Consider the following 12,774-nt stretch of genomic DNA (forward strand, 5'->3'; position numbering starts at 1 on the left):
GCCACTACCATTGACAGGTGCACCAGCAGATAACCATCCGCCCCGCCGTCGCCTCCGATTACGACGCCGTGGCCCGCATCACGCGTGACTCCTACCTTGCCGCCGGCTACTTCGAGGACGCCGCGCACCCGTACATGGTCAAGGTCCAGGACGTGGCGCAGCGGGCAGCCCAGGCCGTGATCTGGGTGGCCGAGCGTGGCGGAACCGTGGTGGGATCGGTGACGCTGGCCGTGGCGGGGGAGCCCTACGCCGACATCGCACTGGACGACGAGCTCGAATTCCGGATGCTGGTGGTGGACCCGGCCGTGCAGCGCAGCGGTGCCGGCCGCGCCATGGTGGAGGCCATCATCGGGCACGCACGCACCCTCCCCGGCATCAATGCGGTGGCCCTCACCACCGGCCAGACGTGGGAAAGCGCCCACGGGCTGTACCGCACCACGGGTTTCCGCCGGGTCCCCGACCGCGACTGGCTCGTCCCCGGAACCGACATAAAACTGCTGGTTTACCGGCTGGACCTGTAGCCGCCCTACAGTGGTGCCCGACCCGACTTCAAACGTTGAAAGGCACCCCTATGCGCAAAACCTACGGCACCGGTTCGGTCTGGGAACAGGCCCTCGGCTACTCCCGCGCCGTCCAGGTGGACAACACCCTCTACATCTCCGCCACGGCAGCCAGCAGTGACGAAGGGATCGTGGGCGAGGACTTCTACACCCAGACCCAGTACATCCTGCAGAAGCTCGGCAAGGTCCTGGCCGACGCCGGATTCGGCTACGGGGACGTGGTGCAGTCCAAGCTCTACCTGACGGACATCAGCCAGTGGGAGGAAGCCGGCCGCGCCCACGGCGAGGTCTTCGGTGACATCCGCCCCACCCTGTCGCTGGTCCACGTCCTGCCCTTCCTGGACCCGAAGATGCTGGTGGAGATCGAACTGGTGGCCCAGAAGAGCGCCTAAGCCCGCCCTGGTCCGGGTCCCCTGATGCCGGTCAGGCGGGCTGCCGGACCGTGGTCAGGCTCCCGGCAGGCCGTAGCGGTGCTCCGGCCTGCCGGTCGTCCCGTACCGGAGCTGGATGTCGACGGCGCCGTCGTCCGCCAGGGATGACAGGTACCGTTGCGCCGTGGCCCGGGACACGCCCACACGGGCCGCCACCTCCGCGGCTGAATACTGCTGGCCGGGCTCCAGGGACTCGAGCACTGCGGCTTCGGTGGCGGAGCGGGGCTTTGCCGACGGCGTGACGTCGCCCGGGATGAGCGACCTCTTGGCCCGCTCCACCGACTCCTGGTCCAAGGCGCCCGACTGGGACAGGAGCCGCCGGTACCGGGCATAGGACCGCAGCTGCTGGGACAGCCCGTCAGCCGTGAACGGCTTCAACAGGTAACCCAGGGCGCCGCGGCGGAACGCCACCCGGACCGACGCGGCGTCGGAGGCGGCGCTGAGGATGACCGTATCCACGTCCAGCTGCTGCAGCAGGTCCAGCCCGGACGCATCCGGCAGGTACACATCCAGCAGCACCAGGTCCGGCCGCAGGCTGTGGATGGCCTGCAGCGCCAGGGACGCCGTGCCCACGGGGGCCAGGGCCATGAAACCGGCCACCGAGTCCACGTACGCTGCATGCAGTTTGGCCACGTGGAAGTCGTCATCCACGATCAGCACCCGGAAATCGTCAGCCATTCCCATCCTTTCCAGCATCCGGTGTCCTGTCCTCCGGTGTCCTTGCGGCATGGCCGGCCGTAGTGCGCGGCAGGGTAGCCATGAACACCGCCCCCGGACCGCCCCTGCGGCCACGGTCCAGGACCGTCACGTCCCCGCCGCGCCGGCGGGCCAGCTGCCGGGCCAGCGCCAGCCCGAACCCTTGGCCGCCGGAACGGTGGTTCCGGGACAGGCCGTCAGTGGCGGTGGTGAACCCTTCCGCGAACACGGCCTCGGTCAGGGTTCCTTCCGCCAGCCCGTCGCCGGAGTCGGCCACCACCACGTGGAGCGTCCCGTCGTCGTCGCCCGGTGCATCCAGCACCTCAAGCTCAACCCATTTGTCGGCGGCTGAGCCGGCCACTGCGGCGTTGACCGCATTGTCGATCAGGTTTCCCAGCACCGTGGTCACGTCCTGCGCCTCGGTCACGTGGCCCCGGACCAGCGTTTCCGGGCCGATCCGCAGCGACACGCCCCGCTCGTCCGCTTCCACGCCCTTGGCGCCGACGAACGCCTGGAGGTAAGGGTCCTGGAGCAGCTCCGCCTGTTCCACCGGGAACTTCAGCGGCCCCGTTGCAGCCAGCGTGGCCAGGTAGTCCTGCGCCTGCCGGTGCTGGCCGATGCTCATGAACCCGGCCAGGGTGTGCAGCTGGTTGGCGAACTCGTGGCGCTGGGCCCGGAGCGCCGTGGACATGGTGCCCACCGCGTCCAGCTGCCGGGTCAGTTCCTGCAATTCGGTGCGGTCCCGGAGCATCACCACCCACCCCAGGTCCTCGCTGCGGTGCAGGGCCTTGCGGGCATTGGCCACCAGGACCCGCCCGTCCGCCACCAGCTCCAGGGCATCGGCGCCGGCGTGCTCAGGCCGGGTGAGGGACTTGAGCCTCTCCGGCACCGGCGCGTCCTCCCAGCGGGTCCCGGCAAGATCCGGAAGCCCCAGCATGCGCTGCGCTGCGGCGTTGAAGACACTGACGCGGCCGTCCGCGGCGATGCCGATGACGCCGTCGTCCACGCCCTGCAGCACCGCCACCTGGTCGTGGACCAGCGTGCTGATCTCCTCCGGCTCCAGGCCCAGCGTGAGCCGCTGCAGCCTGCGGCGGAGCAGGAACGACCCCAGCACGCCGGCCAGCAGGGCTCCGGCTGCCGTCAGGGCCACCGGGCCGATGTCGCGGGCAACGCTTTGGCCCACGGTCTCCATCGAGTACCCCACGCTCACCTCGCCCACCACCGTGGCGTTGTCCGGCGCGTAGACCGGAACCTTGGCCCCTGCCGAGGGTCCCAGCGTGCCGGTGTTGCGGGTGGTGACCTCCCGTCCGGCGAGAGCCTCCGAGGGGTCCGTGCTGACCTTCTCGCCCAGCCGCTGCGGGTCGGGGTGCGCCAGCCTGATGCCCTGCTCGTCAGTGATCACCACGAACAGGGCGCCGGTGCGGATGCGGGCGGCCTCCGCGGAGGCCTGCAGCGGACCGCCCACCAGCTCGGCAGACGGGGGAGTCCCCTCCTCGGCGCTGATGGCCAGCACGCCGGCACGCACATCGGGGTCGGACGCCACGGTCCTGGCCAGCGTCAGCGCCTGGTTTTCCGCATCGCTGCCCACCCGGTCATAGGTCAGCCACGCATGTACCGCCGCGCTGAGCAGCACCGCCAGCAGCACCACCGCCACCTGCAGCAGGAGGGTCTGGGTGGAGAACCGCAGCGGCGGGCGCGGCACGGGGCGCTGCATGATCCTCCTTGAGCGGGGTATGGCCGGACCGCGCCATCAACGCGGCAAAGTACGTGAGCACAATGAGCAAAATGCTCCCAATAAGCAGTATGCCAATCAATTGAGCCAAAGGCACTGCCGTGACGCCCGCCACCCTACAGTCTGTAGCACGCATCACAACGCTGTGGTGCCGTTCACAAGAAGGAGCCGGCTGTGCTGGTAATACTTGGATTCGCCATGATCGCGGTGTTCATGGTGCTGATCATGACGAAGAAGTTGACGCCAGTGCTGGCGCTGATCATCGTCCCCACCGTTTTCGGTCTTTTTGCAGGTGCCGGCCTCGGCATCGGTGACATGGTCCTGGACTCGATGAAGTCCATGACCTCCACCGCGGCCCTGCTGATGTTCGCCATCATCTACTTCGGCCTGATGATCGACGTCGGGCTGTTCGACCCGCTGGTGAAGTTCATCCTCCGCAAGCTGGGCAACGACCCCGCCAAGGTGGTCCTGGGCACGGCACTGCTGGCCGCCGCCGTCTCGCTGGACGGTGACGGTTCCACCACCTTCATCCTCACCACCGCGGCCATGCTGCCGATCTACCTGCGCCTGAAAATGAGCCCGGTGGTCCTTACCTGCGTGGCCGGCCTCGCCAACGGCACCATGAACATCGTCCCCTGGGGCGGCCCCACCGCCCGCGCCGCCACCGCCCTGAAGATCGACGTCAACGACGTCTTCGTACCCATGCTCCCTTCGCTGATCGGCGGCATCGTGGTGGTCCTCGCCTTCGCCTGGATCCTCGGCCTGCAGGAACGTAACCGCCTCCGCGCCACCCAGCCGGAGATCTGGGGCGTGCCGGATACCGCTGAAGGGTTCGACGGCGGCACTGCTGCTTCGGGTGGGGCCACGGGTTCCGGCACCGGCGCGTCCGCCGGCCGTGGACGCACGGACGGCACACCCGGCGGGGCAGTCCCCGCCGGTTCCGGCGACGGCTCCGTAGCTGTCCTGGAGCGCACCGAAACGCTGGTGGACGAGCACGACACGGCCATGGCGGACACCGCCCTGGACCCCAACCGCAGCACCCTGCGCCCCAAGCTGTTCTGGTTCAACCTCGCACTCACCGTGGCCGTCATGGGCATGCTCATCGCCGACCTCGTGCCGCTCCCGTACGTCTTCATGGTTGGCTCCGCCATCGCCCTGCTGGTCAACTTCCCCAAGGTCAAGGACCAGGGTGCCCAGCTCGTTGCACACGCCCCCTCCATCGTGGCCGTGGTCAGCATGGTCATGGCAGCGTCGGTCCTCACCGGCGTGCTGACCGGCACCGGCATGGTGGAAGCCATGTCCGCCTGGCTGGTCCAGATCATCCCGTCCAGCATGGGCCCGCTCATGGGTGTCATCACCGGCCTGCTCAGCATCCCCATGACGTTCTTCATGAGCAACGACGCGTTCTACTTCGGTGTGCTGCCCGTCCTGAGTGAAACCGCCGCCCACTACGGCATCAGCGCCGCCGAGATGGCCCGCGCCTCCATCACCGGCCAGCCGTTCCACATGCAGAGCCCGCTGGTGCCCGCCATCCTGCTGCTGGTCTCCCTCGCCAAGGTGGACCTCGGCGACCACCACAAGAAGGTTCTCTGGCGCGCCGCAGTGGTGTCCCTGGTCATGCTGGGAATCGGCATGCTGACCGGAGCCATCGGAATCGGTTAGTCTGTTGCTGCCTGCGGCCACCCTCCGGGGTGGCCAACGGCAACGAAAGGTGCCCGTCTGACGCCCGCTGGGGGCCGTCAGACGGGCATCTGCGTTTCCCCACTAGAATGGATCGGAAACCAATCCGAACTTTTGCAGGGGAGATCCATGGCTGCGATCAACCGTGACGATGTTGCGCACCTCGCGCGGCTCGCTCACATTGAGATGAGTGCCCAAGAGCTGGACAGGATGGCCGGGGAACTCGCCGTCATCGTTGATTCGGTCAAGTCCGTCAGTGAAGCCGCCGGGGACGACGTTCCCGCCACTTCGCACCCCATCCCGCTCACCAACGTCTTCCGCGAGGACGTCGTGGGGCACACCTTCACCGCCGAGCAGGCGCTGTCCGGCGCCCCGGACTCCGATGACAACCGTTTCAAGGTCCCGGCAATCCTGGATGAGGCATAACCATGACTGAACAGAACACCAGCGCCGAAAGCCTGATCCGGCTGTCCGCCGCCCAGCTCGCCGAGAAGCTGCGCGCCGGCGAGGTCACCGCCGTCGACGTCACCCGGGCCCACCTGGACCGGATCGCCCAGGTGGACGGCGGGGAACGCGGCGTCAACGCCTTCCTGCACACCAACGGCGAGGAAGCGCTCGCCGTTGCCGCCGAGGTGGACGCCATCCGCGCCGCCGGCGGTGCCGACGCCGAGGCCCTGCACTACCTGGCCGGCGTCCCCATCGCCGTCAAGGACCTGATCGTCACCATCGGCCAGCCCACCACGGCCGGCTCGAAGATCCTCGAGGGCTGGCACAGCCCGTACGACGCCACCGTGGTGGAGCGCCTGCGCGCCGCGAAGATGCCCATCCTGGGCAAGACCAACCTGGACGAATTCGCCATGGGCTCCTCCACCGAGCACTCCGCGTACGGCCCCACCCGCAACCCCTGGGACCTGGACCGGATCCCCGGCGGGTCAGGCGGCGGGTCCGCTGCCGCCGTCGCCGCCTTCGAAGCCCCCCTTGCCCTGGGCACGGACACCGGCGGATCCATCCGCCAGCCCGGCGCCGTCACCGGCACCGTGGGCGTCAAGCCCACCTACGGCAGCGTCTCCCGCTACGGCGCCATCGCCATGGCCTCCTCCCTGGACCAGATCGGGCCCGTGACCCGCACCGTCCTGGACTCGGCACTGCTGCACCAGGTCATCGGCGGACACGATCCCCGCGATTCCACCTCGCTGCCCGAACCCCTTGCCGACCTCGTTGCCGCCGCGAAGACCGGCAACATCGAAGGCCTGCGGATCGGCATCATCAAGGAACTCCACGGCGAGGGCTACCAGGCCGGCGTCGAAAACCGGTTCAACGAGTCCCTGGAACTGCTCAAGGAAGCCGGCGCGGAAATCGTCGAGGTGTCCTGCCCCAACTTCCAGTACGCCCTGGGCGCCTACTACCTGATCATGCCGTCAGAGGCCTCCTCCAACCTGGCAAAGTTCGACGGCGTCCGCTACGGCCTGCGCGTCCTCCCCGAAGAGGGCCCCATGACGATCGAACGCGTCATGGGTGCCACCCGCGCCGCAGGCTTCGGCGACGAGGTCAAGCGCCGCATCATCCTGGGCACCTACGCCCTGTCCGCCGGCTACTACGACGCCTACTACGGATCGGCGCAGAAGGTCCGCACCCTGGTCCAGCGCGACTTCGAGGCCGCCTTCGAAAAGGCCGACGTCCTGATCTCGCCCACCGCGCCCACCACGGCGTTCCGCCTCGGGGAAAAGCTGGACGACCCCCTGGCCATGTACCTCAACGACGTCGCCACCATCCCGGCAAACCTCGCCGGCGTCCCCGGCCTGTCGCTGCCCGGCGGCCTCGCCGACGAGGACGGACTGCCCGTGGGCATCCAGTTGCTGGCCCCGGCCCGCGAAGATGCCCGCCTCTACCGGGTGGGTGCCGTGCTGGAATCGCTGCTTGAAGCCAAGTGGGGCGGCCCGCTCCTGGCCCAGGCCCCCGACCTCGCCGCTGCGCCGGCCCTTGAAGCCCAGGAGGCAAAATAATGAGCACCGACACCATCCTGAGCTTCGAAGAGGCCATGGAGAAGTACGATCCCGTCCTGGGGTTCGAGGTCCACGTGGAGCTCAACACCAAGACCAAGATGTTCTCCTCCGCGCCCAACGTCTTCGGTGACGAGCCGAACACCAACGTCAACGAGGTGGACCTGGGCATGCCCGGCGTCCTGCCCGTGGTGAACCGGACGGCCATCGAATCCTCGATCAAGATCGGCCTGGCGCTGAACTGCAAGATCGCCGAGTCCTGCCGCTTCGCCCGGAAGCAGTACTTCTACCCGGACACCCCCAAGAACTTCCAGACCTCGCAGTACGACGAGCCCATCGCGTACGACGGCTACCTGGACATCGAACTCGAGGACGGCACCGTGTTCCGGGTCGAGATCGAACGTGCCCACATGGAAGAGGACGCCGGCAAGCTGACCCACATGGGCGGCGCCACGGGCCGTATCCAGGGCGCCGACTTCTCGCTGGTGGACTACAACCGCGCCGGTGTGCCGCTGGTGGAAATCGTCACCAAGCCGATCGAGGGCGCCGGGTCCCGGGCTCCCGAACTGGCCAAGGCCTATGTGGCGGCCGTCCGCGAAATCGTGAAGAACCTCGGCGTCTCCGATGCCCGCATGGAACGCGGCAACGTCCGCTGCGACGCCAACGTGTCCCTGCGTCCGCACGGCCGCGAACGCTTCGGCATCCGCTCCGAGACCAAGAACGTGAACTCGCTGCGCGCCGTCGAACACGCCGTCCGCTACGAAATCCAGCGCCACGCCGCCGTCCTGGACTCCGGCGAGCCGGTGATCCAGGAGACCCGGCACTGGCACGAGGACACCCGCACCACCACGTCCGGCCGCGCCAAGTCCGACGCCGACGACTACCGCTACTTCCCGGAACCGGACCTGGTCCCGGTGGTGGCCTCCCGTGAATGGGTCGAAGAACTCCGCGCCACCCTGCCCGAACCGCCCGCCGAGCGCCGCAAGCGGCTGAAGGCCGACTGGGGCTACTCGGACCTTGAATTCCGCGACGTGGTGAACGCCGGCGTCCTGGACGAGATCGAGGAAACCATTGCCGCCGGCGCGTCGGCCTCCGTGGCACGCAAGTGGTGGATGGGCGAGATCGTGGGCCGTGCCAAGGCCGCCGACGTCGATCCGGGCCAGCTGGGCGTCCAGCCCGCCACCATCGTGGAACTCGCGAAAATGGTGGAGGACGGCAAGATCAACAACAAGATGGCCTCCCAGGTGCTGGACGGCGTCCTCGCCGGCGAAGGCACCCCGGAGGAGATCGTCGAAGAGCGCGGCCTTGCGGTCGTGTCCGACGACGGACCCCTCCTGGAAGCCATCGACGCCGCACTCGCCGCGCAGCCCGACGTCGCGGAGAAGATCCGCGGCGGCAAGGTCCAGGCCATCGGGGCGATCGTGGGCGGGGTCATGAAGGCCACCCGCGGCCAGGCCGACGCCGGCCGTGTCCGCGAACTGATCCTCGAGAAGCTGGGCGTCACCGCCTGACACCCCCACCCAACCGGGTAGCAGTAAGTGCCGTTTTGCGCCCCCATTAACGGCACATACTGCTACCCGGTTGCGCTTTAAGTACTCACGTCCACAACGCGCCAACTACCCGTGTTCACCGGCGTTCCGCGGCCCTACACTGGAGCCGTCGGGGCACTGGCGTCCCGGCCCACAGGCGGAAGGACGTGGCGGGCATGGCAGCGCAGTACCCCGGAGTGCGGAAGGCCCTGATCGCGGGTGCGGTAGCCCTTGCCCTGACCGGCACCGGGGCGGCCCTGGCCTGGTCCGTGGACTCGCCGTCGCCGTCGCCGTCCGATTCGTCGTCAGCCCCGGCCCCTCCGCCGGGGCAGGAGAAGCAATCCAGGCAGGACAAGGCCGAGCGGCCCCGGTTCCAGCATGGCGAAAGCGTGGTCAGGAAGGCAGACGGCACGTTCCAGACCGTCCTGCAGCAGCAGGGCACGGTGGAAGCGGCCGGCAGCACGTCCGTCACCGTCAAGAGCGAGGACGGCTTCTCGCAGGAGTACGCGGTCACCGCGGACACCAGGATCAGTTCAGTGCCTCCCGCGTCCGGGGACCAGGGCTCTACGGACGACGACGGCAGGCGGCTGCGGCCCGCGGACGGCACCATCGCGGACATCGCCGCCGGCGACGTCGTCCGGATCTCGGGGATCAAGGACGGCGGCCGGGTCACCGCCCGGACGATCGTCGAGGGTGCGGCAGGACATCCCGGGCTTGGCCTGGGACGGGGCCACGGGAACGGCCATGGCAAGGGCCTGGGGCGTGGGCACGGCCACGGCAACGCCGGCGGCACGTCGTCCGGCGCTGGTGCCTGAGCGGCGACCTGCCCGGTGCGGTGCCCTCAGCCCTGCTTCACCAGGCCCGCCATGATGTCCTGCAGCGCCTCGCAGACGGTCAGGACCGAGCGCCGCTTCAGGTTTTCGGGCCGGGCCAGCAGGTCGATCCGCCGTCGGGTACTGATGCCCTTGAGCGGCCGCAGGACGATGTCCGGGTGCAGGACCGGGCCTGCGGTGTAGCGGGGGAGCAGGCCCACCACGCCGCCGGTGGCCACCAGCGCCGCCACGGTGGAGTAGTCGTTGATGCGGTGCACGATGTTGGGTTCCCTGCTGGAGACGGCCGCGACGGCGGACAGCACGTCCGCGGGGGAGTAGCCGGCGTGGCTGGTCACCCAGGCCTCGCCGCCGACGTCGTCCGCGGTGACCGCCGCTTTCCCCGCCAGCGGATGCGCTGCCGGCAGCGCCACGTCCAGCGGCTCGTGCAGCAGCGGGACCACCGTCACGCGTTCGGTGGGCCAGCGTGGACTGTGGTCCATCCGGTGGGCCAGCACCAGGTCGTAGCGTGCGGTCAGCGCCGGGAAATCCTGCTGGGCCACGTCCTCGTCGGAGAGTTCCAGCTGGGGCTGGCCGGGGCCGTCCAACAGCCGGGCCAGCGTGGCGAACACCGCCTGCCCCGCGCTGTGGAAGCCGCTCACGGTGACCCGCCCGCCGCCGGACCCGTGGTAGCTGCCGATCGCCGCCCTGGCATCGGCCATGGCAGTGACGACGGCGGCCCCGGCGTCCGCGAGCACCTGGCCCGCCTCGGTGAGGACCAGGTTCCGGCCTTCCTTCCGGGTCAGGGGCACGTCCACCGACCGCTGCAGCAGTGCCAGTTGCTGCGACACGGCGGACGGCGTGACCATCAGGGTGTCCGCGACCGCCTTGACGCTGCCTAAAGCGCCCAGTTCGCGGAGGATTTCAAGCTGGTGGATCTCCATCAACCCAGTTTATGCATTAGCTGCAGCTACATCGTCGATTGAGAAGATTCCCATTGTGCTAAAGCGTCGCCAGGTCTGTAATAGGGGAAGGCAGCATCCTGCCGAGCACGTGACGAGGAGTGAGGAAGCCGATGAAGGCTCTGTACAAGGCGGGCCCGCAGGCCGGATTCGAACTGGTGGATCGGCCCGAACCCGTGGCCGGCCCGGCCGACGTGAAGATTCGCGTCATGACCACAGGTATCTGCGGCACCGACCTGCACATCCAGTCCTGGGACGCCTGGGCGCAGGGCATGATCCAGGCCCCCCTGATCGCCGGGCACGAGTTTTACGGCGAGGTGGTGGAGGTTGGCGCGGACGTCCGCGACGTGAAGGTGGGGGACCGTGTCTCCGGCGAGGGGCACATTGTCTGCGGCATCTGCCGCAACTGCCGCGCCGGCCGCCGCCAAATGTGCATCCACACCGTCAGCGTCGGCGTCCAGCGGGAGGGTGCCTTCGCCGAGTACGTGGTCATTCCCGAAACCAACGTCTGGGTCCACCACGATGCCTCGGTCACCCCCGAACTCGGCGCGATCTTCGACCCCTTCGGCAACGCGGTGCACACCGCGCTCAGCTTCCCGCTGGTGGGCGAGGACGTCCTCATCACCGGCGCCGGGCCCATCGGGCTGATGGCCATCGCCGTCGCCCGGCACGCCGGAGCCCGCAAGATCGCCATCACCGACGTCTCACGCCCCCGCCTTGAACTGGCCGCCAGGCTCGGCGCCGACCTCACCATCGACGTCTCCACGACCCGGGTCCGCGACGCCCAGCGCGAACTGGGCATGCGCGAAGGGTTCGACATCGGCATGGAAATGTCCGGCCACCCGTCAGCACTGCCGGAGATGATCGACAACATGAACCACGGCGGCCGGATCGCCATGCTGGGCCTGCCCAGCCAGGACATCACCATCGACTGGGGCAAAGTGGTGACCCACATGCTCACGCTCAAAGGCATCTACGGCCGGGAAATGTACGAAACCTGGTACGCCATGAGCGCCATGCTGTCCTCCAACCCCGTCCTGCACGCCGGCATCTCCGCCGTGGTCACGGACACCCTGCCGGCCACAGACTGGGAGAAGGGCTTTGAGATCGCCCGCAGCGGCAGCGGCGGCAAAGTAGTCCTCGACTGGACCCGACTCTAAGGAACACCATGTACACCTCCATCAAGGACCAGCTCCGCAGCGAGCTTGACGACATCCGCACCACCGGGCTCTACAAGGATGAGCGGAGCATCAGCTCGCCCCAGTCCAGCCACATCACCGCTGGGAGGATCGGCGCGGCCGGCGCCGACGTCCTGAACTTCTGCGCCAACAACTACCTGGGCCTTGCCGACCACCCAGAGATCATCGGCACCGCCAAGGACGCCATGGACCAGCGCGGGTTCGGCATGGCCAGTGTCCGCTTCATCTGCGGAACCCAGGACCTCCACCTGGAACTCGAGGCTCGGGTCTCACGCTTCCTAGGTGCCGAGGACACCATCCTGTTCTCCAGCTGCTTCGACGCCAACGGCGGCGTCTTCGAGTCCCTCTTCGGCCCCGAGGATGCCATCATCTCCGATGCCCTGAACCATGCATCGATCATCGACGGCATCAGGCTCTGCAAGGCCCGGCGCTACCGGTACGCCAACCAGGACATGGCCGAGCTCGAGGCGCGGCTGCAGGAAGCCTCCGATGCCCGCCGGAAGATCATCGTGACTGACGGCGTGTTCTCCATGGACGGCTTCCTCGCTCCGCTGGAGGCCATCTGCGACCTCGCCGACAAGTACGACGCCCTGGTCATGGTGGATGACTCCCACGCGGTCGGCTTCATGGGTGCCACCGGAGCGGGAACGCCCGAGCACGCCGGTGTGTCCAGCCGGGTGGACATCTACACGGGCACGTTCGGCAAGGCCCTGGGCGGGGCGTCCGGCGGCTACGTCTCCGGCCGCGCCGAGATCGTGGCCATGCTCCGGCAGAAGGCCCGCCCCTACCTGTTCTCGAACTCGCTGGCACCTGCCATCGTCGCTGCCACCATCAAGGCCCTGGACCTCGTGGAAAACTCGGCGGACCTGCGGAGCCGGCTCTTTGAGAACGCCGCCCTGTTCCGCCGGCGGATGACCGAGGAGGGGTTTGACCTCCTGCCCGGCGAGCACGCGATCGTCCCCGTCATGTTCGGCGACGCCGTCCTGGCCGCCCAGGTCGCCGACCGGATGTTGCAGCATGGCGTCTTTGTCACCGCGTTCAGCTTCCCCGTGGTCCCGCGGGGTGCCGCACGGATCCGCGTGCAGCTGTCGGCTGCGCATTCCGCGGACGACGTCGAAGCCTGCGTCAGCGCCTTCGTCGCCAGCCGCGCGGAGGTCGCAGGCTGACGGCTCCACG

The 12,774-nt window shown here is 68.5% G+C and carries 12 protein-coding genes; 9 read left to right on the forward strand and 3 right to left on the reverse strand.

The window, feature by feature from the left end:
• The first annotated feature begins 17 nt into the window (after positions 1–17).
• Both AS031_RS15505 and AS031_RS15510 read left to right on the forward strand, forming a co-directional pair.
• On the forward strand, positions 18–521 hold the full coding sequence (locus AS031_RS15505) for a GNAT family N-acetyltransferase (protein WP_058269068.1): 504 nt from the start codon (positions 18–20) through the stop codon (positions 519–521).
• A 50-nt stretch (positions 522–571) separates the two neighbouring features.
• Entirely contained in the window at positions 572–952 is a 381-nt protein-coding gene (locus AS031_RS15510; RefSeq protein WP_058269069.1) for a RidA family protein, read from the forward strand.
• A gap of 54 nt (positions 953–1,006) precedes the next feature.
• Here the strand turns inward: AS031_RS15510 and AS031_RS15515 are convergent, their stop codons facing one another.
• Both AS031_RS15515 and AS031_RS15520 read right to left on the reverse strand, forming a co-directional pair.
• Positions 1,007–1,669 (reverse strand): response regulator, encoded by a 663-nt coding sequence (locus AS031_RS15515; RefSeq protein WP_058269070.1) that lies wholly within the window; start codon positions 1,667–1,669, stop codon positions 1,007–1,009.
• Complete coding sequence (locus AS031_RS15520) at positions 1,662–3,401, reverse strand: sensor histidine kinase (RefSeq protein ID WP_141688851.1); 1,740 nt, start codon at positions 3,399–3,401, stop codon at positions 1,662–1,664. The genes AS031_RS15515 and AS031_RS15520 overlap by 8 nt, the downstream gene beginning before the upstream one ends.
• Positions 3,402–3,593: 192 nt before the next feature.
• On the opposite strand from AS031_RS15520, the gene AS031_RS15525 reads away from it, so the two are divergent.
• The 5 genes from AS031_RS15525 to AS031_RS15545 all read left to right on the forward strand — a co-directional run bounded on the left by AS031_RS15525 (position 3,594) and on the right by AS031_RS15545 (position 9,443).
• Complete coding sequence (locus AS031_RS15525; protein ID WP_058269071.1) at positions 3,594–5,081, forward strand: CitMHS family transporter; 1,488 nt, start codon at positions 3,594–3,596, stop codon at positions 5,079–5,081.
• 147 nt (positions 5,082–5,228) lie between these two features.
• A complete protein-coding gene (gene gatC / locus AS031_RS15530) occupies positions 5,229–5,525 on the forward strand; it encodes an Asp-tRNA(Asn)/Glu-tRNA(Gln) amidotransferase subunit GatC (RefSeq protein ID WP_013600429.1) in 297 nt (98 codons plus the stop codon).
• Between the two features lie 2 nt (positions 5,526–5,527).
• Entirely contained in the window at positions 5,528–7,102 is a 1,575-nt protein-coding gene (gatA, locus tag AS031_RS15535; protein WP_058269072.1) for an Asp-tRNA(Asn)/Glu-tRNA(Gln) amidotransferase subunit GatA, read from the forward strand.
• On the forward strand, positions 7,102–8,610 hold the full coding sequence (gatB, locus tag AS031_RS15540) for an Asp-tRNA(Asn)/Glu-tRNA(Gln) amidotransferase subunit GatB (RefSeq protein WP_058269073.1): 1,509 nt from the start codon (positions 7,102–7,104) through the stop codon (positions 8,608–8,610). Before gatA ends, gatB begins: the two co-directional genes overlap by 1 nt.
• A 194-nt stretch (positions 8,611–8,804) precedes the next feature.
• Positions 8,805–9,443 (forward strand): hypothetical protein, encoded by a 639-nt coding sequence (locus AS031_RS15545; protein WP_058269074.1) that lies wholly within the window; start codon positions 8,805–8,807, stop codon positions 9,441–9,443.
• 26 nt (positions 9,444–9,469) lie between these two features.
• On the opposite strand, the gene AS031_RS15550 is transcribed toward AS031_RS15545, so the two are convergent.
• On the reverse strand, positions 9,470–10,381 hold the full coding sequence (locus tag AS031_RS15550) for a LysR family transcriptional regulator (RefSeq protein WP_058269075.1): 912 nt from the start codon (positions 10,379–10,381) through the stop codon (positions 9,470–9,472).
• A gap of 131 nt (positions 10,382–10,512) precedes the next feature.
• Here AS031_RS15550 and tdh point away from each other — a divergent pair, with 131 nt between their 5' ends.
• The gene (gene tdh, locus AS031_RS15555; RefSeq protein ID WP_058269076.1) at positions 10,513–11,559 is read left to right on the forward strand and encodes an L-threonine 3-dehydrogenase; all 1,047 of its coding nucleotides are present in this window, start codon (positions 10,513–10,515) and stop codon (positions 11,557–11,559) included.
• 8 nt (positions 11,560–11,567) lie between these two features.
• A complete protein-coding gene (locus tag AS031_RS15560) occupies positions 11,568–12,764 on the forward strand; it encodes a glycine C-acetyltransferase (protein ID WP_058269077.1) in 1,197 nt (398 codons plus the stop codon).
• Positions 12,765–12,774 lie beyond the last annotated feature (10 nt).

Source organism: Pseudarthrobacter enclensis, assembly GCF_001457025.1.
GTDB lineage: Bacteria > Actinomycetota > Actinomycetes > Actinomycetales > Micrococcaceae > Arthrobacter > Arthrobacter enclensis.